This window comes from Polynucleobacter sp. (genome assembly GCF_030693775.1).
Lineage (GTDB): Bacteria > Pseudomonadota > Gammaproteobacteria > Burkholderiales > Burkholderiaceae > Polynucleobacter.
On the sequence record NZ_JAUXZY010000004.1, the window covers coordinates 830,584 to 855,511 of the forward strand.

Here is a 24,928-nt window from a genome sequence, read left to right on the forward strand (position 1 = left end):
TGGGCATCACTTTCTTTGGAGCCTTACATGAAAAAAACTATTATTGCTTTACTGTGTGTTTTATCGTCGTATGCCGTAATCGCTGCGGAATGGGTCAATGGGGAAATTGTCCGGATTGATACTGCACGTAACCGCATCATGATGAAGCACGAATACATTCCCAGCATCAAAATGCATGCCATGACGATGCCATTTGGCATTAGCAGTGGCCTCAATGTCGAGTCATATAAGCCGGGCGATAAGGTGCGCTTTCAGTTCAAGATAGTGGATGGGGCTTTGGACATCACTACCCTGGAAAAACTGAAATGAAATTACTCCCCAAAATCGGCGGAGTAATGCTCACGCTGTTCGGCCTCGTTGCCCAGTCACATGCTGCGCCCATGGGCTATAAAAATAGCTGGATGTTCATGGGCGATTTTAGTAAAACCTACCAAGAGTTTTCCTTTAATTACGCAACGACTGCCAATGATGCAATTGGGTTCTCGGCTGGTGCCATGCAAACCGATGATTACTCCAAGCGTCAGCAAAATGCCGAGGTGGTTTATACCCGTAAAGTGGCGCGCTGGAATCTTCCCAATGCACAGGCCAATATTTGGTTTATTGGCGGACTGGGCTCAACTACCGGCAGCACGTTTGGGGGGTCAAAAGCCATGGCCTCACCTGGCCTGCAGGTCGATTATGAAACCACCCGTTTTTACTCCATGGCATCTGCTCGGGTATACGCAGCGCAGGGGGCTACTAGCAACATCACTACCGCTCGGCTTGGGGCCTCGTTTTATGAGGTGGATTACGACCAGCCACAGCCCTGGCTTGTGATTGAGGCCAGACGCATGACCTTTGTATCGAATCAGTATGAATTTACACCCATGCTTCGGGTTATTCACAATCGCTACTTTGTTGAGCTCGGAGCCAATTTATCGGGTCAGCCGCGTTTTAATTTTATGTATAACTATTAGGATGAACATCATGAAACTATTGAACTTTGTATTTGCAATCGCATTGATGGGATTGAGTCAGGCAAGCCTTGCCAGCATGAAGGTGACTGTCAATGGCATGGTTTGCTCCTTTTGCGCCCAAGGCATTGAAAAGAGCTTACTGAAGATGGATGAGACCAAGGCCGTATTGGTGGATCTCAAAAATAAGGTGGTTGTGGTGGAAGCAAAAGAGGGCAAGACTCTCAATGAAAAAGAGATTCGTCAAGAAATTATTGACTCAGGCTATGACGTGACTAAGGTGGAAACCATCCCGCTTACCGTTGCGCAGTTTAGAGATCAGATGAAAGGCAAGAAATGAGCGCGGATGGCTCGCCCGATGTAAAAACGCCGTACATCAGTTCATGGGTTAGCCTCTTTGCTAGTACTAGCACCTTAATTTGCTGCGCACTACCAGCGCTGTTAGTCAGTTTAGGTGCTGGTGCTGCACTGGCTTCACTGGTCGCCGTGTTTCCGCAAATTGTGTGGATCAGCGAACACAAGGAGGCGATTTTTTTGGTGAGCAGCGCCTTGATGGTGGCAGGCGGATTCTTGCAATGGCGTAATCGCTATGCCCCATGCCCTATTGATCCAGACTTACGCAATGCCTGCCTCAGTACGCGCCGAATTTCATTGCGCATCTACTTATTTAGCTTGGTTTTGCTGCTAGTGGGGGGCTGGTTTGCATTCATACAGCCGCTATTGAGTTAGAAAACCCGTTTAAATGGATTAAAAAGGCTGATTTCAATCTCCGCAAACGGAAATAGCCAGTTTCCAATACGATGAAGGGATACCTTTATACCGATCTAGGCTAGTCAATCCCATGGAACACTACCAAGTTATTACGATGTCCGACAGGGTTGCGCTGTCCTTTACGAAAAGTATGCGTTTCTTTGCGGACACCTTCTTTCAGAAACGCTACGGTCATCGTGCGGTGGTACTAGAAACGGTAGCGGGTGTTCCAGGCATGGTTGCCGGTATGTGGACCCACCTGATGAGCCTGCGGCAAATGCGCCATGGCTATGGTCCTAAAATTCGTACCCTATTAGCCGAAGCTGAAAACGAGCGGATGCACTTGATGACATTCATTGAGATTGCCAAACCCAATCGCTTCGAGCGTTATTTGGTTCTGTTTGCCCAAGCTATTTTTTGGAATGTCTTTTTCATTATTTATGTCTTTTTTCCTCGCACTGCGCACCGCATTGTGGGGTACTTTGAAGAAGAGGCGGTGTATTCCTACACCGAGTATTTAAAAGAGATTGATGAGGGTAGAACGCCGAATATTCCAGCACCGCAAATCGCGATTGATTACTGGAAGCTTCCTGTCAATGCAACTCTGCGTGATGTCGTGCTGGTGGTGCGTGAAGATGAAGCGGGGCATCGTGATACGAACCATGCCTTTGCAAATGAATACGATCGGCCAAAAGCAAACTAGATTGTTCTTTAGCGGTAACTCGTGAGTGCTTTCTCTAACTCCGCCTTCACCTTGCTCTTCAGACTAGCCGGCCCCATCACCTCAACACCGGAGCCGTGCTTCAAAATATCCATGATGAGTTCGGGATCCTGGTTGTAATCAAACTCCAAGATATAAAAGCCTTCTTTATCAAAGCTGCCTACTTGTTGGCCATGCCACTTCTCAGTGGCAACCCAGCGTGCATGCTCAGGCGTAAAACGTAACTTAGCGCGTTGTGTAGCTTTCCCAGAAAAGATGCCATAGCTTTCTGCAAAATGCTCTTGCGCTTGCTTTTCAGAAATCTCATCGGCTTTGAGGTTGGTGAGCACCGCTTTACGAATGCCATCTACCGCAAAGCTGCGTAGTTCTTTACGCAAGTGGCAGTAGGCATCGAGGTACCAGTTTTCGCGGTAAAAAATTAGCCGCTGCGGGGAAACAATGCGCTGGGTTAATTCATCTTTGCCTTTGGAGTAATAGGCTACATCCAAGCGATTGCGTTTGAGCAGGGCAGCGCCAATCTCGGCAAAGTTCTCGATGCTGTTCTTGCGGCTGCCCATGCCCAATACCTTGATGCGTTTGCGCAGCTCCTTGGCGGTAGTTTCAGATTGGCCCAAGATGCCATCGATGATGGCCGTCAGAGGCTCAATGTGCGGACCAATTAAACCGCCTTGATCGAGGGACGACAGCAAGTGCTGCATCAATACGAGGGCAGTGGCTTCTTTTTCGCTAAACCACAGGCCCGGCAATTCGGTTTTCTCCGCATCTTGCGGATTTTCAAATTGATAGCCCCCTGTGTAGCGGTCATAAATAATGGAGGCATTCATGCGGCTGCGCAAATACTCTAAGTCACGCTTAAAGGTAGCGTCGGAGATTTCGAGTTCATCCAAAAAGGCCTGCTTCGGCACACTCTTTCGTGCCTGAATCATGTATTTAATGCGGTGTAATCGCTCCATGTCACTCATGACATTTCCTTAATAAATAGAACTATTAGTAATTAAAGCAGATTAAGGAGGTTGAGGCTCATATTTTGAGCCGGTGGTGGATTGTTATCCATTGGCTTGCGCAATTTGTCCACACACAAACCAAAGCTAAATTTCGAGAGGGCCATTGACAATTTCCAAAATGTATCTACAATGTAGATACAAAATAAATGGAGTTGTTATGCAGGCAACAATTAAGAAATGGGGTAATAGCCCCGCGCTACGCCTAAGCTCAAGTTTGATGCAATCGGCGCATCTGAGCTTGGATCAAGAGGTCACTATTAAGGTTGTAAAAGGTAAGCTGGTTATTCAACCGGTAAATCCCTCGGCATATACCTTGGAAAGCTTAGTTAAATCCATCACACCCGAAAACTGTCACGTAGAGGCATCTTTTGGGGCGCCCGTTGGTAAGGAAATGTTCTGATGGTAAAGGCATACACACCCGATGCTGGTGATGTGGTTTGGCTGGAGTTTGATCCTCAGGCGGGCCATGAGCAGGCTGGCCATAGGCCTGCAGCTGTTTTAAGCCCAAAAATTTATAACGGCAAGTCTGGCTTAATGCTGTGCTGCCCGATGACCACCCAGATTAAGGGCTACCCATTTGAGGTTTTGGCTACTATAGATGGCGTGCGTACCGCGATCTTGGCGGATCAAATTAAATCATTAGATTGGCGTATACGTAAGGCAAGATTTAAGTCCAAGCTGAATTATGCAAGCCTTATTGAGATAAAAGCCAAGTTGAAGCCTTTGTTGCAGATTGCTTAATCCAGGCTTCTTAATTCAGGAGTGCGTCATCACCTTGTCACAAAAGCCGTTAAAATCCCTACATGAATTCGGAAAATCAATCGCCAGAGGTTAAAAAGCTTCGCCCATTGCCGCGTTGGATCTTTATGTCCCGCTGGTTACAGGCGCCCCTTTATATTGGCCTGATTGTGGCCCAGGGGGTTTATGTCTGGCAGTTCTGGCTAGAGCTGGTCCACCTAATTAGCATGATGGCTGATAAGTCGATGACCGAAACGGCATTAATGCTGATTGTTTTGGGTCTCATTGATGTGGTGATGATCTCCAATTTATTGGTGATGGTCATCGTGGGCGGGTGGGAGACCTTTGTGTCCCGCCTCGATTTAAAGAATCACCCCGATCAGCCCGAGTGGCTCTCCCATGTGAATGCTGGGGTGCTTAAGGTAAAACTGGCAACCGCGATTATCGGCATTTCCTCGATTCATTTGCTCAAGACATTTATTAATGCCGCATCCTATGATGAGAAAACACTCCTATGGCAGACCTTAATTCATGTGACGTTTGTGTTGTCTGCGGTTGCCATTGCCTATACCGAAAAGTTGGTTAATTCAGCCCACAAGCATTAATTGGTAGCGCCCTAGGAGAACGCGCGTCAGATTGCATTCTGACGCATCACCATTCTTAGCGTATTTCAGCTAAGATGAAGTCATTCCACTACAGCAGGAGCGCTGCATATGAATTCCCAAGAAAAAGCCCAACTGGAGCAGTTCTTACAACAGCTCAATAGCACCCAGGCAGGCACAAAAGACGCCGAAGCCAATACCTTGATTGCCGAATCAATTAAGCAGCAGCCGGACGCATCCTATCTTTTAGTCCAACGCGCCATGGGCTTGGAAATGGCACTGCAAGTCGCCCAAAAACAAATGGCAGAGATGCAAGCGCAAATCGACCAAGCCAACAAACCTAACTCTGGATTTTTGAGTGGCATTAACTCCTGGGGCAGGGTAGCGCCCACTCCAACGCAAAGCACGCCAGCAAATGCCATGGCGGCAAAACCGGCGGCGGGTGCAGCACAGCCAAGCGCTTGGGGGTCCGGCATGCTGGGCGCCATCGCAACGACTGCAGTTGGTGTCGTAGCGGGCTCACTGCTTTATCAAGGTATTCAGAGCATGATGGGTCAAGGCGCCAATTCAGATGCAGGTACAGCGTTAGACCATTCGAATTCACCAACAGAATCGGGTCAGCAGGTTGCTCAAAACTACGATAACAGCGCAGTGGATTACGACAGCGACTTTGGTGACGACTTTGATGTCGATGGATTTGCATAACTTGCATTCCAATTGGTAACAAGATCTGCGCTAGGCATCGGCCTGCGAAGTAAATATGTTACGCGCCGACCCTTTTTAAGCCGCATGCCTTAATTGCTCTTAAACGGCATAAAGCCGTTTGCTTCGCTTATATGGCTCAGTGCACGGGCACGCTCAGCATTATCGCTACCTTCGCGAATCGTGCAGGGCAACTCGCTTCTTAAATCCTCTATATAATTTTGTTTTTATCGTTATAAAGTGTTGAAAACGTGAAACATTTTTTTAAATCAGTCCTTTGCCTATGCCTCTTTGCTGCTTCACTGAGCTTAAGTGCGCAATCCGTTTTACGCGTAACCACCATTCCAGAGGAGGCTGCAACCGAGCAGATGCGTAAATTTGGTCCCTTGACCAAGTATCTAGAGCGTACGGTAGGCACTAAGGTCGATTTTGTTCCGGTCAATGACTATCCTGCCGCAGTAGAAGCGCTGGTGAACAAGCAAGTTGAATTGGTATGGTTTGGTGGTTTCACATATGTACAAGCGCAAATTCGTTCTGGTGGGAAGATCGTTCCAATTGCTCAGCGTGAAGAAGATACCAAGTTTCGGTCCGTGTTTATTACCCAAACCAATTCTGGTATCAAAAGCCTTGCCGATTTAAAAGGAAAGCAAGTTAGCTTTGGCTCGCAATCGAGCACATCGGGTCATTTAATGCCGCGCTCCTTTTTATTAGAGGCTGGCATCGATCCAGACAAAGACTTTAAACGGGTGGCCTACTCTGGAGCGCACGATGCAACCATTGCGTCGGTTGTGAGCGGCCGCGTTGATGCAGCAGCGTTGGATATAACGGTATGGCGTAAATTTGTTGCAGAGAATAAGGTGGACACAAGTAAAGTCGACGTTTTTTATACAACCCCGCCATACTTTAATTACAACTGGTCGGTACACGCAGACATGCCAGCAGCGCAGCGTGAAAAAATTACTGCAGCCTTGCTTGATCTCAATATGAATAACCCAGAGGGCAAAGAAATCTTGACCCTGAATCGTGCTACCAAATACATCCCTACTAAACCAGAAAACTACAAAGGTCTGGAGAGCGCAGGACGAAGTGCTGGCTTAATTCGTTAATTGATTACGTGCAGAGTCAAGCCACTACTCGCAATGACTTTGGCATCGAGCTGAGCGATGTCACTGCTCGGCATCCCGCAGCATCTGTAAATGCTCCTCCAGCGATTCAAGAACTCAGCTTAGCAATTACGCCAGGGGAGCATGTCGCCATCATTGGCCCCTCAGGGTCGGGTAAAACCAGCTGTTTGCTCGTGATTGCTGCCGCTTTAAAGGTGCAGTCTGGAAATGTCGTTCTCAATCACCAGTCCGTTTGGAAGCTGCCCATTCGTCAGCTGCAAAAATTACGCGGCAATCTCTTTTATGCACCGCAAACCCCGCCATTACCGCCTAGGCAGCGTGTCATTACTGCGCTCCTTGCAGCAAAATTACCGGGACAGTCTTTCTTTGCCAGTCTGATGAGCTTGATTTATCCCCGAGATATAAAAGAGGCGAGTGAGGCGCTGGCTCAATTTGACCTTGCCGATAAGCTTTGGCAGCGGGTAGACCGGCTTTCTGGTGGCGAGCGCCAGCGTGTGGGATTGGCCCGTGCTTTGCTAGCACCCGCAAAGATCTGGTTAATTGACGAGCCACTTTCGGCTTTGGATCCCACCCGAGCACGACAGGCGATTGAAAGTTTAATTACGCATGCAAAGGAGCACGCGGTTACCTTAATTACAAGCTTGCACCAAGTGGATGTGGCCATCAGCCAATTTCCTCGCGTCATTGGCTTGCGTGATGGAAAGCTGGCCTTTGATCTTCCAAGCAATGAAGTTAGTAAAGAGCTGTTGGCAGATTTATATAGGCAACATGAACACGAGCTTGATCAAAGCACACCTGTCACGCTAGATAGTCTTCCTGAGCCGGCGCCGGTCAAGATTATTCACTGCCGGTAATAAAGCAGTGCCTAGCTCTTTAGCCCCACCCATTAACCCTGCGCTAAGAGATCCGGCTTGGACGGGACGCCTGTTCTGGTCTATCGCGATCATTGTTCTTCTAGTACCCGCTTTAGTAGCAACGGAGTTTAAGCCTTGGATTTTGCTGGAGTCCGAGAATCTCAAAGTAAGCTCTCGATTTCTGGCTGACTTTTTTCCTCCCAACACGCAGCCTGATTTTTTGCTACTCGTCGCCAAGGAGGCATGGCGAACTATTGCGATTGCTACCGCTGGCACCTTTTTAGCGCTGCTACTGGCAATCCCACTGACATTGATCTCAACCCGTGTATTGTCAATTTCATCCTTATCAGGACGAATGCATCATTTGCCGTTTGTACTGCGTCAACTAGTACGTTGGATATTAATCATTATTCGCAGTGTTCCCGAGTTGATTTGGGCCTTGGTATTTGTCAGGGTCGTTGGTCTCGGGCCGGCTGCAGGGGTCTTAGCAATTGGCCTAACGTACGCAGGCATGCTGGGAAAGGTCTATACCGAGATTCTCGAGAGTGGCGATCATCACGTCTCTACTAACTTAATGCGGAATGGCTCCAGCCGCTTACAAGCATTCTTTTATGGAGTCTTGCCACAGAATTTAACTGAGCTGACGAGCTACACCGTATATCGTTGGGAGTGTGCCATTCGGGCTTCGGCAGTCCTTGGTTTTGTTGGGGCAGGGGGCCTCGGGCAACAGCTTGATAATTCGATGCGGATGTTTAATGGTGGCGAAGTAGCCACTATTCTGATTGTCTTTATGCTGCTCGTTGGCTTAGCAGATCTACTCAGTGCATGGCTCAGAAAGATCCTGCAATGAATAACTCACAAGCCAATCCATGGTTTCGTTGGAACTGCTCAGTGTGCTGGGTCACACTCGGCCTATTCCTATTAACAATCCTGAGTTTTTGGACTCTAGATCTTCAGTTAGAGCGCTTATTTTCGGTCGATAGTGCCAAGCGTATGGGGCGGTTTTTAGGTGAGCTTCTATCACCTGACGTACGCCCAGCTTTTTTACATAAACTATGGATCGCTAGCGTAGAGACCCTAGCAATGTCGGCAGTTGGTACTGTCTTGGCGGCTTTCTTTGGTTTACTGCTGGCGATTCCAGCCAGTAAAAGTCATCCTGGTGATCCTGCGCATTGGCGCTTTCTGTGCCGACTAATTCTCAATGGCCTGCGCTCCATTCCCGAATTAGTATGGGCAGCATTAGTTCTGATATCGGCTGGTTTAGGGCCGTTTGCTGGCACTTTAGCATTGGCACTGCACACGACGGGTGTACTTGGCCGCTTATTTTCGGAGTCGATCGAGAATGCGCCGCAAGCAGCAGCCCATGCTTTGCGTGTACAGGGCGCATCAGAGAGTCACGTATTTTTATACGCCACCTTGCCAACGATCATTCCGCAACTGGTGTCCTATTCCCTGTATCGCTGGGAGAATAATATCCGCGCAGCTGCTGTTTTGGGTGTTGTGGGTGGGGGCGGCCTAGGACAAATGCTAGCCTTTCACATGGGGCTATTTCAAATGCAAGAGACCAGCAGCATCTTGATCGCCATGATAGTACTGGTTGTTCTGGTCGATACCGTGTCTTACACTGCTCGACGGTTGATGTCGCGCTAGCGCTAGGGATTTTGAAATAATGTATTTAGACGAGTGTATTTTTAAGGCGTAATAATCGGAATACTATGCCCCATCCTCCAGTCGCTGATCACCTCCTGTATGAGCCCTATCCGAATGCTGTGCTTTTAGATGGCTGGCTGGTAAGTACAAATAGCCTTACCCGCAGCATTCTGGAGAAAATGAGGCCGGGCGATGAATCGGTTCCGATCAATGCTAATTTAAATCCCCCGCATTGGGAGTTCGGTCACCTCACGTGGTTCCATGAGTTTTGGGTACATCGCGCTGGTCAGGTGGCTAACCCATCCCTATTGGGTGATGCGGATTATCTGTTTAATTCTTCTGAAATTGCCCATCGGGATCGATGGTCAATCCCCATTCCGCCTCTAGATGCATTGCTTGAATACAATGCCCGAGTCATACAAAAGACGCGCGAGCTTTTAGTGAAGTCGATTGATGCAGAAAAGGCCTACTTTATTCAGCTATCGATTTTTCATCAGGATATGCACAATGAAGCTTTTGCGTATATGTGGCAAACCTTAGGCTATCCAGCGCCATTTGCGCCATTTTCTCAGGCTAAATTAGATGCTAACAACGCATCTTCCTATATTCATTTTCCAGAAACCAAGGTCATGGTTGGTTCTGAGCCTAAAAGCGGTTTCATTTTTGATAATGAAAAGTGGGCTCATTCGATAACGCTACCCGCTTTTAGCATTGCGGAGCAGGCGATTCATAATTCCGATTATTTGGAGTTTATTGAATCACCTAGCAATCAAGCAGACTTAAATCCTGTAACACCGCCAATGCATTGGAAGAAAGAAAGGGGAGTGTGGTACCAGCGTTATTTTGATGAGTGGCGGAGTTTTTCAGCGTTTGAGCCTGTGCGGCACATTTCCTATAGTGATGCCAAACGCTATTGTGATTGGCGCCAATTGCGCCTACCCAACGAGCATGAGCTGAGTTTATTAATGGCTCAAAAACAACATGACTGGCAACCGTCCCATTTATGGGAGTGGACGAGCAGTCCTTTTACGCCTTTTCTGGGATTTAGCAGCGACCCTTATGCAGATTACTCTCAGCCTTGGTTTGATGGGAGCTATCAGGTCTTAAAGGGGTGGAGTATGTATACTCCAGACCGATTAAGGCGCAGTCAATTTCGTAATTTTTATGCCCCGCATCGCAAGGACCACTTTTGTGGCTTTCGCACGTGTTTACTCTAAATTGAGTAAGCTTACCGTTTATGGCATTTGCCATCGTTTAAATACTAGATAAATTCATTATGACAACTTCTTATAACGGCCGCTTGACTTCTTTATCCCATGGTGGAGGCTGTGGCTGCAAGATTGCCCCAGGAATCCTGAGTGATATTCTGAAGGCCTCACCCATGCGCAATTTGCCCGCTGCGCTACTGGCTGGATCTGACAATAATGAAGATGCAGCGGTCTATCAAATTAATGAGCATCAAGCGATCGTTGCCACAACCGATTTCTTTATGCCCATTGTGGATGATCCCTTTGAGTTTGGGCGGATCGCCGCGACCAATGCCATTTCAGATATCTATGCCATGGGTGCGCAGCCTTTGTTTGCGCTCGCACTATTAGGGATGCCGATTGCCGTTTTACCTTTAGAGGTGATTCAGCAAGTCACTGCCGGCGGAGAATCGGTCTGCAATGATGCTGGCATCATGATCGCTGGTGGCCACTCCATCGATACAGTCGAGCCAATTTATGGCCTTGTTGCCATTGGTGTAGTCGATCCAAAAAAACTCAAGCTCAATAGCGGCGCTAGGGCAGGCGATAGCATCATTTTGAGTAAGCCATTGGGTGTGGGCATACTTTCTGCCGCCCTGAAAAAAGAGCTGCTCTCAGATAGAGGGTATCAAGAGATGATTGCGCTGACGACTAAATTAAATAAACCTGGCGTTGCCCTTGCACAGTTAGAGGGAGTTCATGCCCTAACGGACGTCACTGGTTTTGGCTTGGCGGGGCATCTTCTAGAGATGGCAAGGGGATCGAAGCTAATGGCGCAGATTCAATGGGACGCTATTCCGGTCATTCAGGAAGCCATCGAGCATGTCAAAGCCGATATATATACTGGTGCCTCTACTCGCAATTGGGCTGGCTATGGCAGCGAAGTCACGCTCGCGAGTAACTTCACATTGTGGCAACAAAACCTCTTAACCGATCCGCAGACGAGTGGTGGGCTACTCATTTCCTGCGCCCCAGAGCAACAAGCAGAAGTTCTCTCGATTCTCAATGCAGGGGGCTTTGCTAGCGCAAAGAAAATAGGCCAGTTCGCTGCGGGGACAGGACTATCCGTTGTTTAGGTAGGCAATTCAGTGAAACAGACCTTGCTTGAAGAATTACATCTCAGCCTAACGGCAGATGTGCCATTTATATCCCCTAAGTTTTTCTACGATGACATCGGCTCGCATCTCTTTGATGTCATTACATTGCTCGAGGAGTACTATCCAACGCGCACAGAGCGATGGATTATGGATGCCTATCGGGCTGCAATTGCCGATGCTGTAGGCCCTTGCGACGTATTGCTTGATCTTGGGGCAGGCAATTGCGCCAAGGCAAGTCAGCTTTTCAATAGCATTAAACCAAAGCAATACCTGGCACTAGATATCTCAAAAGAATATCTGGAAGCGGCTGTGGCTGATCTTCAAAAACAGTTTCCCCACATCGCCATGAGCGCACAGGCTATTGATTTAAGCTTGCCCCTGGCGTTTCCGGATATTTCAGAACTGCGCAAGATCTTTTTCTTCCCAGGATCCTCCATTGGAAACTATGATCCCAAAAAAGCGGATCAATTTTTTACAAACATCGCAAATGAATGCCATGGCAATGGCGGTCTTTTAATCGGCGTTGACTTAGTCAAGGATATTGAAACCCTAGATCTTGCTTATAACGACTCCTTGGGGGTAACCGCATCATTTAATTTAAATATTCTTTTAAACGTTAATCGAATCACGGGTAGTAACTTTAATCTGCAAGATTGGGAGCACTACGCCTTTTTTAATGAACCCCTATCGCGCATTGAGATGCACCTCCGTGCACGATCGGATGTGGAGGTGATTCTGCCAAATGATGGCAACAAAGAGCATGTGATTCAGTTCAAGGCGGGTGATTTGATCCATACCGAAAATAGCTATAAGTACACGCAAGACGGGTTTACAGAAAAGCTCCGCCGCGCAGGTTTTGATTCCATCCATACATGGACAGATCCCAAAAAGCATTTTTTAGTGTGCTTTGCAAATACGAAAAAGCAAACGTAACTAACTCAAATTAATGCACTAACTAATTCTTGAATCGACCGTTTCTCACGCGCTGGTGTAATCAGCTCCCTGCGAAATTCAATATGCTTTTGTAGTGAAGCATAAAAAGTGGGTGTGTTTTCTGCGCGATATAAAAGAGTAGCCAGTGCAGCTTCATCCCCCACTGGGTAGTAAGCAGGGTAATCCTCGCCTAGCAAACCGCGATTGCCTGGAATGTCGGATGCGATCACTGGAATGCCGAGCGCAATCGCCTCGGAGACGACGTGTGCGCCGCCTTCCATGCGGCTGGAAATGACCATGAGGCTACTTTGAGAGAGCACCCTCAAGGCATCAGCATGACTTACTTCACCAAGCCATTGGTAGCGATCGATTGTTGCATTGAAGTTGTCGGCAAGGTCTTTCATTTGGGAGTTCATCGCCTGACCTAAATGCGTAACCGTGATTTTGGAATCGGCTGGCAATAGCAGGAGGCTACGCACAACACAAAAGGGATCCTTTTCTTCCCGCAGGTGCCCAATAATACTCACTACAAAATCGTCTTTAGTAGTCGAATCCCTATTATCAATATCAATATCAATCTCAACCGATTGGTATATTACTTGGGCTTTATATCGAAGACGAGCGGGTATCGAATCAACTGCAGCTGACTGCAAGACAACTAACTGATCTGCCATCTCCATCGATTGAGTCACTTCATTGTGGTTTGCTATGTCCCGGTAGAGATCAGTGCCTGTCAAAATCAAAACGACGGGCCTATCGGGGTATTTTTTCTTAAACTCTACTATCGAATGATGGCTGCGATAGGCATGCAGCGCTATTAATAAGCCTGTATCACCTCTAGACCAAGACTCGGTGACCGCGACCGGATAGCCAAGCTCCTCCAAAAACCCTTGCCAGCGCAGGGCAGTCATGCGGTTGCCATGCAGGCTCCCCAGTGGCGCTGGGGTCACGATTTCGATGCGGGGTTTGATATTCAGCCTTTATAAAGTGTTCTTATATTTGAAAATCATATGAAATATTAATTGAGATTTGATCAATTCGTTTATTGAGCCAATATTGCTTAAAGCTTAGTGCTTCATGCCCCTTCGTTTTGGCGTCAGCAGGGCTTGCGCTAATAGAGCCAAAATAGCGGCCGGAATTGCTCCCGCCAGCATGAGGGCATGGTCATTGACTGCAAGCCCGGCCACAATTCGATCGCCGAAGCCGCCGGCGCCAACAAGCGCTGCTAGGGTGCAGGTACCTACGCCAATGACGGTGGCGGATGCAAGGCCGGTCATGATGATCGACCTTGCGGAGGGTAGCTCAATGGACAGAAGAAGTTGCTTATTACTGCAACCCAGGGCGAGTGCAGCCTCTTTTAAATTGGCAGGTACTTCCAAGAGGCCAATATGGGTTGCATTCACAATCGGTAGCAAGCCATACAGAAATAGGGCGATAACGGCCGGAACAGCGCCAATTTGATCTAAAACGGCTATCAGAATCGTCAGTAAAGCCAGTGACGGAATGGTCTGCAAGATTCCAGCTGCACCCAGTATCCAAACAGCAAAGCGAGGGCGACGCTGCGCCAGAACGCCTAAAGGGATTCCGACGAGGAGGGCGAGAGTCGAGGAGACGGCTACTAACAGGACATGGTCCCGTAGCGCAGTAAAAAAATCAGGCCCAAACAGCAGTTTAAAAAAGCGGGAATAGCGTGATGAGCTATTCAACTGCTCTGGAGCAGCGTTCAGAAAGGTTCTTGCCACTTGTTCAAATTGAGTGCCTGCCTCAGCCTGCCCATTGAGTTTTGCCATTGTCGCTTCATTGAGTCGATTGATTAAGTTTTGCAGGGGCTTTTCATCAAAATCAGATCGCATCAGCAGTACTGCGTCGTAGCGCGGAAATGCCTGCCGATCGTCCTCCAGCAAGACGAAGTTTTGCCGTGCGATTGCTGCGTCTGTCGTGTAGGCATCGACGATATCGACATCGCCGCGTGCCAAAGCATCATAAGCTAGGCCATGCTCTAGAACCTTTTTGGGCTGGATTGTGAGCTGGTAGCCTTTGACTAGAGCAGGCCACCCATCCATCCGGGTCTTGAATTCAGGGGACAGGGCAATGCGCAGTTTCGCTTGTTGCTCCAGCGTTAACTTGGCAATGTCGCTGATTTTTTTAAGGCCCAAGGCATTCGCACGATCTGCTTTCATGGCCAAAGCGTAGGAATTATTAAAGCCCAGCGGTATTGCAACTTTAAGTCCCATGGGCGCTAGCATCGCATTGAGTTCGTCGAGCGAAACCGAGCCCTCTCGCCGCTTCAGTATCTCCCGCATAATAGTGCCGGTGTATTCAGGGTAAATATCAATTTGGCCAGTGGTTAGGGCCTTTAGGACGATTGCCGTATTGCCAAGGCCCTGACGATGCATGGATTGAACGCCGGCATCGCGCAAAGATAGATTGATGAGCTCGCCCAGCACATAACTCTCAGTAAACCGTTTTGAGCCAACCGTTACCTTGGATTCTATAGGCTGTGCCATAGCTGAGCAGCTAAATATCAACCCAAGGCAGAAGCTGATTTTGATGCAGGCCCGAAGAATATACCGATTAACAGACAAAGCGATTGGACACCCTTATTGAATAGATACCAATCATAAATTCGTTTTAATGATTGCGCTTTTTTTATCACCAGTAATGACCTTAAGGCGTTTTTAATCGACGGCTTTTGCGCGTGCGCTCAAAGAAATCATCGGGCTTAAGGCGAACCCACGCTATAAACCCCACCATATCTGCCTGGAGCCGCAGTTGCTCAATCGTGCTGTATTGCCGTGCTAGCTCAGTTTCGGTGAAGAGGGCATGGATTTGCCGATGGCAAATGCGATGTAATACAGCAGTTTGACGCCCGCCATGGGACTTTGGAATGAGGTGGTGTTCATCGCGTTGCAGCTTGGGTATTGCTCTACCGCACAGTGGGCAAATCACTTCTTCTGGCTGAGACGCCATGAAATGAGTACGTTCAGCCTGAATTTGTTTTTTCTTGATGCGTCCAGTCACGATCTAACAATCCCTGCGCTTCTAAATCAACAAATCAATCGATCAGAAATAAGAGGTTGAAAATTGAATGGATTGCCTTCTAATACTTAAGGCTTATACGGTTTTGGAAGTGGCTCCCCATCGAGCCAGGCTTCTAGTGTTTCGGTAATACCCTTGGCAAATGCAGCAATAATAGGTTCAGCCACAAAACCCAAATGCGGAGTCACTAATAGGTTTGGGGTGTTACGCATTACATCGTCTGCCGGCAGTGGCTCAACATCGAATACATCAATCGCTGCCTGCCCGGGGCTGCCTTTCGTGAGTGCGCTCACCAAGTCGGGCATCGAGATCAAGGCCGAGCGCGAGGTATTGACCAAGATGGAATCCGGGCGCATCAGCGCCAGTTGATCGGCGCCGATGATGCCTTTAGTGCCCGGCCCAGCCACTAAATGCAGGCTCACTACTTTTGAGGTGGAAAGTAATTCATCTAACGTAACGGACTTCGCATGTTCAGCAGCAGCGCGCTCCGGCGTCATGTTTGGGCTCCACGTCACTACCTCCATACCGAAAGCATGACCAACCCGCGCAACCCGACTACCAATTGCGCCTAAGCCCATGATGCCAAGGCGTTGCCCAGAGAGCATGGGCAAAACCGAATGGGAATCGCGCCAACCGCCGCTAGCAAGTAAAGAGCGCTGTTCCACTAAACGCTTTGCGGCACCCAGTATGAGTGCCCATGTTAGTTCCGCAGTGGTCTCTTTGGAGGGGCCGCCGGGGGTGCAGGCAATTGGAATGTTGCGCGAAAGTAGTGCAGCTGCATCGAGCGTGCCATTGCGCTCGCCCGTAAACATCAATAACTTCAATTTACTTAAGCGCGAAATCAATGCCTCATTAAATGGTGCGCGATCCCGCACGATCACAATCGCATCGGCATCCTTCACGGCTTCATATAGAGCTTCACCCTGAAGAGGTTCATGGTGAATGGTGATCTTGGCGCGTTGATCCAGGGTTTCCCAATGGGAGAAGCGGCGCAAGGCGCGCTCGTAATCACCCAGAATGACGATATTGGCTAATGAGGGCATATTGAGTATTGAGTGGTAATTGGATCAAGCGCGGCTGTAGTAAAACAATTATCTCCTAGATGGCGTATAGCCAATCCGATTGCCATTGTTATCAAAGTAGTTGGTCACGCCAGTAGGGGCGGTGACCTCATAGGCCAAGCGATTGCCTTTGCTGTCGTACACCCCATTTGTGGCATTAAAGTTATTGGGGCTGTTATTAAAGTTGTACGGACTGTTATTGAAGTTGTAGGGACTATTGTTAAAGTTATTGGGGCTGTTCTCAAAGTTGTAGATTGAGGCATTAAAGGGCACAACCTGAGCTACAGCCGAGCGCACAAATAAGGCGGCTTGGCTAATGAGAACGATGGCGATAAGGTATTTCATGGTGACTCCCTGTAAATGAAGTGAAAAGAGTGACTTAGTAACGCCTTCATCCTAATGACGGGGTGGTTCACTGGGTGAGCTTGGGCCAAATTTTTGCTTGGGATTATGATCAAAACAATGCCCACTATAAAAATCCCATCATTCTTACAAGTCTGCCTTGTTCTGTTGGCGGCATTGAGTACAAGTTATGCGGAATCCATAGCAAAAATAATCCCGCAAACGCAAGTAGTCAAAATCAATGGTACTTCCATAGAAGTCGATGTCTATAAACCCATAGGCCCGCAGAAGGGCGCAGCTATTCTGACTCATGGCTTTACACGCAGTCGCACCACCATGGGGGAGCATGCCCAGGCACTAGTAGCTAGAGGTGTTCTGGCGATTACGCCCGATATGCCCTGTACCTTTGACTTTCGTTGTAATGCCAGTGCGATTGCTGGTTTAGTTAATTTACTACGCAATACCGAAACCTTTGGCGCTAGTAGCCAGCGCATCATGCTTGTCGGCTTTTCAGCAGGAGGCCTCTCCAGCTTATTGGCGGCAGATACGCCTGGGGTTGTGGGATTCGTGGGGCTCGATCCATTTGATCGGGTCTTGCCCAATGAAACGGAGCGTGCTGGCATTACTGCATCCAGACTCCTTACAACGGAAGCCCTCATTTTAAGAGCCCCTGCATCCCGCTGTAATGCAAATGCGGTTGCTGCCCCATGGGGCTCTGAGATGAAAGCCCTTTGGCGTGATGAATTAATTCCCGGCGCCTCCCATTGCGACTTTGAGGCACCAAGCGATTGGAAATGCCGATGGGCCTGCGGCGATACCGATCCTGCGCTGCAATTGCAGGTTCGGCAAGGCATATTGGATGCAGCGGCTAGATGGCTGCAGTAAAGGTTTTAGATGCGCGCTAGATCGCCCCTAAATATACCTAGGTAATTACCTCAACCGTTTTATTCTTTGGATCAATCCGCAATTTGGCGCCACTTGCAATAGCCGCTGCAATGTCCACATCAAAACCACTCAGCATGGATATGCCGCCATGGGCAGCGCCTTGCGCCAAAATCGGGTTCACTGTATTGAAAATAATGGCAGACGGGCATAGGTTTCGCATCTTCATTTCATAAAGCATCCATGCGCTGGCAACACCACCCTTGGCTGTATCCAAAACAAGGATCTTATCGTTATACGACTCGCCAAAAAGTTTATGGCTTGGCCGTGAGAATGTTCCATTAATGCGATCTAAATCGTAGCGTGCAGAAAAGCCATCACTAGCGCTTAAGCAGTAACCCTCAACGACATCACCTTGGGCATGCCGCGCTTTAAATAATTTTTGGCTCATGCCAGTCTCCCTGTTTCTGCAGCATTGACGCAATCTTCCATTGAGGCGAGGATGGGGGTGTATCCATAGCCACCTAAAATATTGACCATTTTGGCGCTATTCGTGGCCAACTTTTTCCATCCATTTGCCTCGGCAATTTCACGTGCATAGGATTGATAGAAGCACATACCAGCAAAAACCGTGCCACCAGCTTCTTCAATCATGGCGGTGTATCCCATGCGGTCGGAGTCAGGCTTTACTTGTGGGCTCGTTACTGCCAAGAGGGGTTTCTTGAATTTCTTACCCTCACACAGGGCCGCAACACTCTGCATTTCAATGAGGCTCAATTGCGGCGCAGAGAAGACGACTACATCAATTTCATCGGTAATGCGGTAAGAGCTCTGCAGTGCCATCACCTCTTCTTTGGCAATGCTGATCTCAGGTAAGTGATCAAAACTAAGGTCACGCGCATGAATCGCTTCGGGCGTAACCCCCAGAATATGAAACAAAGCAGAGGAGCCAAAGCTGGCCATGGCCGCGCCAAAATGCTTTAAGGAGTCTGAGCCGGGACGGCCTTCAATGCCCTCAATGACAGGCACTGACCAGTAGTTGCCGGACTTTCTGCCAATGAGGCCGCCCAGAGCGCCCCATTCATTCAGGGACTGCGGTGTCCACGTAACTCGGTAGCGATGGGTAGGCTGACGATGCTCGTCTAAGTGATAGCCATAGCGCGGGGTGCGACCGGTAAGCCCGGCGGAGAGGGCAGAAGGGCCGCCTTCAAAATTCGAGCGGGCGCCACAGATGCTATTGGAGTAGATCACAACGCCAGTGTCACCAAAGGCCAAATGCTCACCAAATACCGGCGCCATAATGGTTTGGTAATTGATGCAGGTATCCGTCATGGATACGCCCATTTTGACAAAGGCAGCAATGGCGCGGTGCTCTAAAGAAACCATCTTATCCGTTTGACCTAATTTCTTAGCCTTACTGAAATCCGTACCACGCGGATCCGTAATAGTAGGGATTCGGACCACGCGGTCTTTGGATTTATTTTTGGCTAATGCTTCAAGCCATTCAACGCCGGACTCGCCTAAGCTTTCGGTATCGGCCATGATGTGGGCTTGCGATACCCCCACAAAATCTTTTGCGCCAAAAAAATCACCAACTTTAATTTGATGTTCAATCGCCATTTTTCGTACGGGACCAAATTCTCCGGCGAGCATGGCTTTTTCTTCTGCATTCAATTCCATTTTTTTTATTCTTCTTTACAAGTTAATCAACAGTTGCACCAGAGTCGCGGACGGTACGAGCCCATTTCGCAATCTCTTTTGTCTGAAAATCAGCCAAACTTTCTTTGAAGTCGGTGTTGGGTAAGACGCCTAAGTTACCGAGACGTTCTTTAAAGGCAGCTGAGGCAGCCACTTTTTGAGTTTCAGCGCGTAACTTATCGGTGATTGCCGCAGGCATCTTGGCTGGCCCAAACACCGCCCACCAGGCGGTGGATTCAAATTGGGGGTAGCCGAGTTCAGCAACCGTAGGTACGTTTGGTAGAAGGGGGGAGCGATTCTTACTCGTCACAGCCAGAGGACGGACCCGGCCTGAGTTGATGTGGGTGATAGCCGATTGAATGGGGTCAAACATCACGGGTATTTGGCCGCCAATTAAGTCCGTCATTGCAGGGGCGCTGCCCTTATAGGGGATGTGCTTAAGCTTAATTTTTGCGGTGGTTTCAAACAAAGCGCCGGTGAGGTGGCCGGGCGTGCCATTGCCTGCGCTACCAAAGCCGATGGAATCGGGTTTTGCTTTCGCTTCGCGCACCAAGTCTGCCAGTGTATTGATGTTGGTTGCGGGGTTGACCACGATGACTACAGGGGCACTAGCAACCAGCGCTATCGGCGTGAAATCCTTAATCGTGTCATAAGCCAGTTGCTTGTAGAGACTGCCATTAATCGCATTGGTACCTACCGTGCCCATTAATAAGGTGTAGCCATCCGGAGCGGATTTGGCGACTAAGTCTGCGCCAATCGATCCGCCTGCGCCGCCGCGGTTATCAATCACGACTTGTTGTTTGAGGTTCTCGCCCAGGAGAATGGCCAATGGCCTAGCCACAATATCCGTGGGCCCACCTGCCGGGAAGGGAACAACGAGCCTAATCGGCTTGGATGGGTAGCTTTGTGCCGAGCTTAGCCCCGGCAACAGAAGTGCGCCCAAAAGGGCAAACAACAGGGCAAACAACAGCGAAAGGGAGCGGGACGGTAAGAAGTTCATGGGGGTGGCCTCTTTAGTGCGAAAAGGACACGCTAATCCATTAAACATATAATGTAAATTAATATTTAATTAACTAATACATTAGCCTTTATTATGAATATTCATCGCATTGACTACCGCTTATTGAGAAGCTTTTTAGTCGTTGCCCGAATTGAAAATTTTGTTCGGGCGGCAGAGGCATTGAATATTACGCAATCAGCACTATCCCAACAAATGAAGGAGCTTGCCAGCCATTTCAATTCGGCTTTATTTGAACGAAAAGGCCGTAGATCCGTCTTGAGTGAATTTGGCCGAGATTTGTTAATTAAACTCGAGCCGCTGATGGGGCAGGTCGATGAGGCATTGCTGCAAAGCATGCATGACGATAAGCAGGTCGTGGGCGCTCTGCGCATTGGTGCAACGCATACCTATTCAAAGGCAATTACATTGCCAGCGAGTCTGCGGCTCTTACAAGCCTACCCAGATCTAAGAATCGATTTACGCGAGTTATCAGCAGAGCGCTTAATTGCCGACTTAATGCAAGGCGATATCGACATCGCTGTATTGCCGGAAGACTATCAACTGGTGGAGTTTTATCAGCAACCCTTACTGACGGAGCAATTTGCTCTCATCGGCAAGCCGCAAAGCATGACCAACTTACCTAAAAAACTATCGATCACGTCATTTAAAAATATCGAGCTTGCCTTACTGAATCGCCAGTTCCTCATGCGGCAGCAAATTGAAATGGAGGCGCGCAGGGAAAACATTCAACTCCATGTACGCCTAGAGGTATCCACCATGGGTGATTTGCTCGAGGTTGCACGTACAGGAAGTCTTGCAGTCATTGGCAGCCCAATCGCATGTGGGCGAGATAAAGACCTAGTATCAAGATCCATATCCGGCGAGTTTTTAAAGAGAACCGCGGCTCTCTGCTGGCGAAAAGGCAGATTCGTTACCGGTGCCATGAAAGCGTTTCAAGAAACTGCCATTGAAATTAGTGATGAGTTAAAACATAACTAAAGTAGTGTGTGTTGCCTTTAGCAAAACAAAGAGTACAGTATATAAAGCGCTGTTCCAAAGGAGCCCCCCATGAAAACCATCCTTTTTATAGTAAAAACTGTTTTTCTAGCGGCCTCATTTTCTGGAGGTCTGGCCTATGCCCAATCCAGCAGTATTGTGGATTTGGACTATGTCAAAGCCGCGCAGCAACGCGGAGTGATTCTATGGGATGTGCGTTCCACTAAAAATTACCTGGATGGGCATATTCCAGGGGCAATTAATATTGGAGAGATTGGAGCGACCTTACGGGATCCTAATCGCGAGGACTATATTGATATTGCCGATATCAATGCCATCTTTAATAAGGCCGGACTCGACATTAATAAAGAAATCATTGTGTATGGTTCAAGAGGCAATCCTTATGCCTATTTTGGCTTATTCACCATCAATTACTTTGGGGGTAAAGAGGCCAAGGTGTTTCATGATGGCATTGATGGCTGGGCTGACGCCAATCTAACCATCGAGAAAGCCCCATCAACCTTAGCGGCGGTTAATGTCAAATTAGTTCCACAAGAAAATTTAGTCGTCAGCAATGAGCAAATGCGTAAGCTATTTAACGATCAATCGGTTCAAGTGATCGACGCAAGAACCGTAAATGAGTTCAAGGGCAACGATGTGCGCGCCATCCGGGGTGGTCATATCCCGGGTGCAATTAGTATTCCGTATGAGCAAAACTGGAAAGACCCGGCAACGGGATCAAAACTCGCTAAGCGCGAAGTAAAAACAAATAGTGGCATGGCCTTAAAGTCATCCGAGGATCTTAAGGCGCTTTATTCCAAATTGGACCCCAACAAAGAGACGGTGGTGTATTGCCAAAGCGGTGTGCGCGCCGCAGAGACCGCAGTAGTGTTACAAAATCTGGGATACAAGAAGGTCAAAATTTATGATTCATCGTGGCTCGGGTGGGCTAGCCATCTCGCATCGCCGGTTGCAGACGAGACATATCTGAATGTGGGCCTGCTCAATTCCAGAATCGCCGCAATGCAAAGCAAAATCAATGAGCTCGAGGCAGAGCTTAAAGCCAGTAAGAAGTAATAGTGAGCACAGCTAACGACATTGGCAAAGGATGTGCAAGAGTAGATTTTCTTTGAGTAATAGATAAAATGCTGGCACTTTAATTACTTTGCAAGCACGTGCAACACTTCTTTTGAAAGAGTCATTGCCAACGCAGCACTGCCTATTTATAATGGAGATATTTTCCGGCATTGCCGGTTGGAGTCTTGCCAATAGTAATGTTGGGCAAGCGGCTTGAAAGAGTGATTGCAAACTGTTTCAGGCGTCTGTCAGAACCCCCTTGAGTGGGGGTTTTGCTTTTTTAAGGAGCGGGTTTGGCATTACACAATTTTCATCCGAAACAGGGTCACTACCTGATTTGTAATTTTGATTATGGTTTCGTGCTCCCTGAAATTGTCAAGCCAAGACCTGTCATAGTGATCTCAAAAACCGATTCGCATGGACCACATAAAAACCTGTGTACGGTTGTAGCGCTATCGACTACGCCGCCTCATCCTAAATTGCCATGGCACTGGATGTTAAGTTTTAATCCAAACCCCAATCGTAGTGATACACCAGTTTGGGTGAAGGGCGATATGATTTATACGGTCTCTTACTATCGGCTTGATAGGCCACACATCAAAACACATCGCCTTGGAAGAACTTATCAGAACATAAGAATCGCGAAGCCAGAAATTGAAGGCATTCTGAATGGTATCGCCCACTATTTTGGACTAGGCAAATAAAACAGCCCGCCTTTCCCGGTTGTGTACTTGCTAATACCCCGAGACCATTACAGCCGTAATGGTAGGAAAAAGCATTGAAACGTATGTGAATGTAATAAAAAGTTTGCCTATGTAAGAAAAAGTGAGCTTGCAGGGCTTGAGTAAGGTGTGTTACTGTACGGATATACAGTACTAATTCTGATTAAATGGGAATTTCTTTACCCATCTTTTTTAAGGCTCATCCCATGAGCTAGCCCCTTGGAATACTGCATCCATCGCAACAATTCAGTGGGTGGATGCATGAGTACCATTCGGCAATATCTGGTTTTCCTTACCGGGCACCGCATCGCGGCCAATGCACCAGTAGAAGAAGTAGGGAGTCTAAGCAAGATTGGCGCTGCTATTGCCTTTGCTAGCTTTCTAGCGGCCTTGCAGTTTGGCATTGCCGGCTGGTTCTTGGCGATGGATTTGCATTTAGCCTTGCAAATCGCTTTGGCGATTACCTTTGCCGTAATAGGCGCGGCGATTGTCTTGGTGCTCGATCGCAACTTCATTTTTTTAGCCGATACACGGTACGAGACCGACAAGAAACTCACCTACGTATATCTAGGCATCCGTATTTTCTTAATTACGGTGATTGGCTCGCTCAGTAGCCAATTCACCATGCCACTCTTTCTAAAGTCAGAGCTCGCCATTCATGCGCAAGATATGAAAGACGGGCGCTATACCGATGCAAAAGCGCGCTATCAAGAAAAGTATGAGTTGTCCGATAAAACTACGGCTGTCAGTAATTTAGAGCAGCGCTCCAATCAGCTTAAAAAAGAATTACAGACACTCACGCCTGAGATTATTCGGCAGCGCAATGCCTCTAGCCAGTGTTTTCAGGATTACCGCAAAAAAACCAGCATGACTTTTGCGCCAGACCTCGATGAAGGCGAGATCCTACAACTCTATGCTAAAGATAAGCGCGAGTGTGAGCGCTTAGAGGGCATCTATCGCCAAAGCTATCGAAACTATACCGACCCTCGGGAGGCGGAGCTCGCCTCAGTAGGTGAGGCGATTCCACAAGCCATAGGTGCAGTAGAAGGGGCTAAAAAAGACATTGCTGCTAATTTAGCTAAAACCAGTCAAATCGATGAGGCCTACATCAATGTGGCTTCTGCCGACGTGCTGTCATCACTTATCACCCATAGCCCAGGCGTGTTCTTTAAGTACGCCCTGATTACGCTCTTGCAGTTGTGTTTGGAGCTCATGCCAATTCTGCTCAAACTGCAAGCAGGGCAATCCGCCTTAGGTCACCGCGCTGCCTTAGCGGCGCACCAGAATAAAACCCGCGTGCTTTCTGAAATCAATCGCAGCGTAAGTCGTAGGCTGGGATCCGAAGCGGAGCTGCAATTAGCTCAGCATGAGCAGGCGCTTGTCATAAAAGGTCAGCAGGCAGAGTTGCAAGAACTGGATTTATCAATGACCAAGCAAAAGATCATGCACGATATCGCCAATCAAAAGCTGCACCAGGAGCTCGATGACCTTAGGCGCCAGGGTAGTATGTATGGCCGCTTTCAAAATCAAATGAACTACAGTTTTACCCAGGCAAGCGATCAGTTCATGAATAAAGTCGTCACGCCATCAGTAGCTGCAGCGAGCGGTGCATTCCACGGCGCCTTTACTAAACCATCCAATACAAGCCAAACCGAGAGTAATTCCGCACGGGTATTTAATTTTGACCCGAATGCACAAGGCCAACTCAAGGCAGCCTCCTAAGACGCCGCCCAAAA

At 48.3% G+C, this 24,928-nt stretch carries 30 protein-coding genes; 21 read left to right on the forward strand and 9 right to left on the reverse strand.

Going from position 1 to position 24,928, the window contains the following annotated elements:
- Nucleotides 1–27: 27 nt before the first annotated feature.
- From Q8M75_RS06990 to Q8M75_RS07010, 5 genes are all read left to right on the forward strand, one after another.
- Nucleotides 28–309, forward strand: a complete 282-nt coding sequence (locus Q8M75_RS06990) for a copper-binding protein (RefSeq protein WP_305487761.1) — start codon at nt 28–30, stop codon at nt 307–309.
- Nucleotides 306–956, forward strand: a complete 651-nt coding sequence (locus Q8M75_RS06995) for a hypothetical protein (RefSeq protein ID WP_305487763.1) — start codon at nt 306–308, stop codon at nt 954–956. Before Q8M75_RS06990 ends, Q8M75_RS06995 begins: the two co-directional genes overlap by 4 nt.
- A gap of 10 nt (nt 957–966) precedes the next feature.
- Nucleotides 967–1,293, forward strand: coding sequence for a heavy-metal-associated domain-containing protein (locus tag Q8M75_RS07000; RefSeq protein WP_305487766.1), 327 nt, complete (start codon nt 967–969; stop codon nt 1,291–1,293).
- Complete coding sequence (locus Q8M75_RS07005; RefSeq protein WP_305487768.1) at nt 1,290–1,682, forward strand: hypothetical protein; 393 nt, start codon at nt 1,290–1,292, stop codon at nt 1,680–1,682. Before Q8M75_RS07000 ends, Q8M75_RS07005 begins: the two co-directional genes overlap by 4 nt.
- Nucleotides 1,683–1,794: 112 nt before the next feature.
- On the forward strand, nt 1,795–2,406 hold the full coding sequence (locus Q8M75_RS07010) for an alternative oxidase (RefSeq protein ID WP_305487769.1): 612 nt from the start codon (nt 1,795–1,797) through the stop codon (nt 2,404–2,406).
- 8 nt (nt 2,407–2,414) lie between these two features.
- On the opposite strand, the gene Q8M75_RS07015 is transcribed toward Q8M75_RS07010, so the two are convergent.
- A complete protein-coding gene (locus Q8M75_RS07015; RefSeq protein ID WP_305487771.1) occupies nt 2,415–3,386 on the reverse strand; it encodes a YafY family protein in 972 nt (323 codons plus the stop codon).
- A 199-nt stretch (nt 3,387–3,585) separates the two neighbouring features.
- Between Q8M75_RS07015 and Q8M75_RS07020 the strand changes: the two genes are divergently transcribed.
- The 11 genes from Q8M75_RS07020 (at nt 3,586) to egtD (ending at nt 12,375) form a co-directional block, all read left to right on the forward strand.
- Nucleotides 3,586–3,828 carry a PbsX family transcriptional regulator gene (locus Q8M75_RS07020; RefSeq protein ID WP_305487773.1) on the forward strand — a complete coding sequence of 81 codons (243 nt, stop codon included), beginning with the start codon at nt 3,586–3,588 and terminating at the stop codon, nt 3,826–3,828.
- Complete coding sequence (gene mazF, locus Q8M75_RS07025) at nt 3,828–4,169, forward strand: endoribonuclease MazF (protein WP_305487775.1); 342 nt, start codon at nt 3,828–3,830, stop codon at nt 4,167–4,169. Before Q8M75_RS07020 ends, mazF begins: the two co-directional genes overlap by 1 nt.
- 62 nt (nt 4,170–4,231) lie before the next feature.
- A complete protein-coding gene (locus Q8M75_RS07030) occupies nt 4,232–4,771 on the forward strand; it encodes a TIGR00645 family protein (protein WP_305487777.1) in 540 nt (179 codons plus the stop codon).
- A 108-nt stretch (nt 4,772–4,879) separates the two neighbouring features.
- Nucleotides 4,880–5,473: a DUF2076 family protein gene (locus Q8M75_RS07035; RefSeq protein WP_305487780.1), complete on the forward strand. Its 594-nt coding sequence runs from the start codon at nt 4,880–4,882 to the stop codon at nt 5,471–5,473.
- A 248-nt stretch (nt 5,474–5,721) separates the two neighbouring features.
- Complete coding sequence (locus Q8M75_RS07040; protein ID WP_305487781.1) at nt 5,722–6,576, forward strand: putative selenate ABC transporter substrate-binding protein; 855 nt, start codon at nt 5,722–5,724, stop codon at nt 6,574–6,576.
- Between the two features lie 8 nt (nt 6,577–6,584).
- Entirely contained in the window at nt 6,585–7,448 is an 864-nt protein-coding gene (locus Q8M75_RS07045; protein WP_305487783.1) for a phosphonate ABC transporter ATP-binding protein, read from the forward strand.
- Nucleotides 7,449–7,455: 7 nt separating this feature from the next.
- A complete protein-coding gene (locus Q8M75_RS07050) occupies nt 7,456–8,298 on the forward strand; it encodes an ABC transporter permease (protein ID WP_305487785.1) in 843 nt (280 codons plus the stop codon).
- Nucleotides 8,295–9,098, forward strand: coding sequence for a phosphonate ABC transporter, permease protein PhnE (gene phnE, locus Q8M75_RS07055; protein ID WP_305487788.1), 804 nt, complete (start codon nt 8,295–8,297; stop codon nt 9,096–9,098). Before Q8M75_RS07050 ends, phnE begins: the two co-directional genes overlap by 4 nt.
- A 65-nt stretch (nt 9,099–9,163) precedes the next feature.
- Nucleotides 9,164–10,315: an SUMF1/EgtB/PvdO family nonheme iron enzyme gene (locus Q8M75_RS07060; protein WP_305487790.1), complete on the forward strand. Its 1,152-nt coding sequence runs from the start codon at nt 9,164–9,166 to the stop codon at nt 10,313–10,315.
- Nucleotides 10,316–10,374: 59 nt separating this feature from the next.
- Nucleotides 10,375–11,421, forward strand: coding sequence for a selenide, water dikinase SelD (gene selD, locus Q8M75_RS07065; protein ID WP_305487792.1), 1,047 nt, complete (start codon nt 10,375–10,377; stop codon nt 11,419–11,421).
- A gap of 12 nt (nt 11,422–11,433) precedes the next feature.
- The gene (gene egtD / locus Q8M75_RS07070) at nt 11,434–12,375 is read left to right on the forward strand and encodes an L-histidine N(alpha)-methyltransferase (RefSeq protein ID WP_305487794.1); all 942 of its coding nucleotides are present in this window, start codon (nt 11,434–11,436) and stop codon (nt 12,373–12,375) included.
- A gap of 5 nt (nt 12,376–12,380) precedes the next feature.
- On the opposite strand, the gene senB is transcribed toward egtD, so the two are convergent.
- The 5 genes from senB to Q8M75_RS07095 form a co-directional block, all read right to left on the reverse strand.
- Nucleotides 12,381–13,325 (reverse strand): selenoneine biosynthesis selenosugar synthase SenB, encoded by a 945-nt coding sequence (gene senB / locus Q8M75_RS07075; RefSeq protein ID WP_305487796.1) that lies wholly within the window; start codon nt 13,323–13,325, stop codon nt 12,381–12,383.
- Nucleotides 13,326–13,442: 117 nt separating this feature from the next.
- Complete coding sequence (locus Q8M75_RS07080; RefSeq protein ID WP_305487798.1) at nt 13,443–14,882, reverse strand: glycine betaine ABC transporter substrate-binding protein; 1,440 nt, start codon at nt 14,880–14,882, stop codon at nt 13,443–13,445.
- A gap of 160 nt (nt 14,883–15,042) precedes the next feature.
- Complete coding sequence (locus Q8M75_RS07085; protein ID WP_371131761.1) at nt 15,043–15,396, reverse strand: HNH endonuclease; 354 nt, start codon at nt 15,394–15,396, stop codon at nt 15,043–15,045.
- A gap of 86 nt (nt 15,397–15,482) precedes the next feature.
- Nucleotides 15,483–16,457, reverse strand: coding sequence for a D-2-hydroxyacid dehydrogenase family protein (locus Q8M75_RS07090; RefSeq protein ID WP_305487801.1), 975 nt, complete (start codon nt 16,455–16,457; stop codon nt 15,483–15,485).
- A gap of 48 nt (nt 16,458–16,505) precedes the next feature.
- A complete protein-coding gene (locus Q8M75_RS07095; protein WP_305487803.1) occupies nt 16,506–16,820 on the reverse strand; it encodes a hypothetical protein in 315 nt (104 codons plus the stop codon).
- A 174-nt stretch (nt 16,821–16,994) separates the two neighbouring features.
- Between Q8M75_RS07095 and Q8M75_RS07100 the strand changes: the two genes are divergently transcribed.
- Nucleotides 16,995–17,702, forward strand: a complete 708-nt coding sequence (locus Q8M75_RS07100; protein ID WP_305487805.1) for an alpha/beta hydrolase — start codon at nt 16,995–16,997, stop codon at nt 17,700–17,702.
- Between the two features lie 37 nt (nt 17,703–17,739).
- Here Q8M75_RS07100 and Q8M75_RS07105 read toward each other — a convergent pair whose 3' ends face one another.
- The 3 genes from Q8M75_RS07105 to Q8M75_RS07115 are packed head-to-tail and all read right to left on the reverse strand — an operon-like array spanning nt 17,740 to nt 20,397.
- Nucleotides 17,740–18,150, reverse strand: coding sequence for an aconitase X swivel domain-containing protein (locus Q8M75_RS07105; protein WP_305487807.1), 411 nt, complete (start codon nt 18,148–18,150; stop codon nt 17,740–17,742).
- A complete protein-coding gene (locus Q8M75_RS07110; protein ID WP_305487809.1) occupies nt 18,147–19,379 on the reverse strand; it encodes an aconitase X catalytic domain-containing protein in 1,233 nt (410 codons plus the stop codon). Before Q8M75_RS07110 ends, Q8M75_RS07105 begins: the two co-directional genes overlap by 4 nt.
- Nucleotides 19,380–19,401: 22 nt before the next feature.
- Complete coding sequence (locus Q8M75_RS07115; protein WP_305487812.1) at nt 19,402–20,397, reverse strand: tripartite tricarboxylate transporter substrate binding protein; 996 nt, start codon at nt 20,395–20,397, stop codon at nt 19,402–19,404.
- Between the two features lie 93 nt (nt 20,398–20,490).
- Between Q8M75_RS07115 and Q8M75_RS07120 the strand changes: the two genes are divergently transcribed.
- From Q8M75_RS07120 to Q8M75_RS07135, 4 genes are all read left to right on the forward strand, one after another.
- The gene (locus Q8M75_RS07120; RefSeq protein ID WP_305487813.1) at nt 20,491–21,396 is read left to right on the forward strand and encodes a LysR substrate-binding domain-containing protein; all 906 of its coding nucleotides are present in this window, start codon (nt 20,491–20,493) and stop codon (nt 21,394–21,396) included.
- A 69-nt stretch (nt 21,397–21,465) separates the two neighbouring features.
- A complete protein-coding gene (locus Q8M75_RS07125) occupies nt 21,466–22,470 on the forward strand; it encodes a sulfurtransferase (RefSeq protein WP_305487815.1) in 1,005 nt (334 codons plus the stop codon).
- Nucleotides 22,471–22,763: 293 nt separating this feature from the next.
- Nucleotides 22,764–23,174 carry a type II toxin-antitoxin system PemK/MazF family toxin gene (locus Q8M75_RS07130; protein WP_305487817.1) on the forward strand — a complete coding sequence of 137 codons (411 nt, stop codon included), beginning with the start codon at nt 22,764–22,766 and terminating at the stop codon, nt 23,172–23,174.
- A gap of 279 nt (nt 23,175–23,453) precedes the next feature.
- The gene (locus Q8M75_RS07135) at nt 23,454–24,914 is read left to right on the forward strand and encodes a DUF4407 domain-containing protein (RefSeq protein ID WP_305487819.1); all 1,461 of its coding nucleotides are present in this window, start codon (nt 23,454–23,456) and stop codon (nt 24,912–24,914) included.
- The last annotated feature ends 14 nt before the right edge of the window (nt 24,915–24,928 follow it).

Coding starts and splice junctions, on each gene's coding strand:
- mazF (WP_305487775.1), top strand. CDS start 3,828: ATGGTAAAGGCATACACACCCGATGCTGGTGATGTGGTTTGGCTGGAG.
- Q8M75_RS07135 (WP_305487819.1), top strand. CDS start 23,454: ATGAGTACCATTCGGCAATATCTGGTTTTCCTTACCGGGCACCGCATC.
- Q8M75_RS07110 (WP_305487809.1), bottom strand. CDS start 19,379: ATGGAATTGAATGCAGAAGAAAAAGCCATGCTCGCCGGAGAATTTGGT.
- Q8M75_RS07125 (WP_305487815.1), top strand. CDS start 21,466: ATGAAAACCATCCTTTTTATAGTAAAAACTGTTTTTCTAGCGGCCTCA.
- Q8M75_RS07080 (WP_305487798.1), bottom strand. CDS start 14,882: ATGGCACAGCCTATAGAATCCAAGGTAACGGTTGGCTCAAAACGGTTT.
- Q8M75_RS07010 (WP_305487769.1), top strand. CDS start 1,795: ATGGAACACTACCAAGTTATTACGATGTCCGACAGGGTTGCGCTGTCC.
- selD (WP_305487792.1), top strand. CDS start 10,375: ATGACAACTTCTTATAACGGCCGCTTGACTTCTTTATCCCATGGTGGA.
- Q8M75_RS07020 (WP_305487773.1), top strand. CDS start 3,586: ATGCAGGCAACAATTAAGAAATGGGGTAATAGCCCCGCGCTACGCCTA.
- Q8M75_RS07015 (WP_305487771.1), bottom strand. CDS start 3,386: ATGAGTGACATGGAGCGATTACACCGCATTAAATACATGATTCAGGCA.
- Q8M75_RS06995 (WP_305487763.1), top strand. CDS start 306: ATGAAATTACTCCCCAAAATCGGCGGAGTAATGCTCACGCTGTTCGGC.
- Q8M75_RS07095 (WP_305487803.1), bottom strand. CDS start 16,820: ATGAAATACCTTATCGCCATCGTTCTCATTAGCCAAGCCGCCTTATTT.
- Q8M75_RS07115 (WP_305487812.1), bottom strand. CDS start 20,397: ATGAACTTCTTACCGTCCCGCTCCCTTTCGCTGTTGTTTGCCCTGTTG.
- Q8M75_RS06990 (WP_305487761.1), top strand. CDS start 28: ATGAAAAAAACTATTATTGCTTTACTGTGTGTTTTATCGTCGTATGCC.
- Q8M75_RS07090 (WP_305487801.1), bottom strand. CDS start 16,457: ATGCCCTCATTAGCCAATATCGTCATTCTGGGTGATTACGAGCGCGCC.
- Q8M75_RS07060 (WP_305487790.1), top strand. CDS start 9,164: ATGCCCCATCCTCCAGTCGCTGATCACCTCCTGTATGAGCCCTATCCG.
- Q8M75_RS07005 (WP_305487768.1), top strand. CDS start 1,290: ATGAGCGCGGATGGCTCGCCCGATGTAAAAACGCCGTACATCAGTTCA.
- phnE (WP_305487788.1), top strand. CDS start 8,295: ATGAATAACTCACAAGCCAATCCATGGTTTCGTTGGAACTGCTCAGTG.
- Q8M75_RS07120 (WP_305487813.1), top strand. CDS start 20,491: ATGAATATTCATCGCATTGACTACCGCTTATTGAGAAGCTTTTTAGTC.
- Q8M75_RS07000 (WP_305487766.1), top strand. CDS start 967: ATGAAACTATTGAACTTTGTATTTGCAATCGCATTGATGGGATTGAGT.
- Q8M75_RS07030 (WP_305487777.1), top strand. CDS start 4,232: ATGAATTCGGAAAATCAATCGCCAGAGGTTAAAAAGCTTCGCCCATTG.
- Q8M75_RS07105 (WP_305487807.1), bottom strand. CDS start 18,150: ATGAGCCAAAAATTATTTAAAGCGCGGCATGCCCAAGGTGATGTCGTT.
- Q8M75_RS07035 (WP_305487780.1), top strand. CDS start 4,880: ATGAATTCCCAAGAAAAAGCCCAACTGGAGCAGTTCTTACAACAGCTC.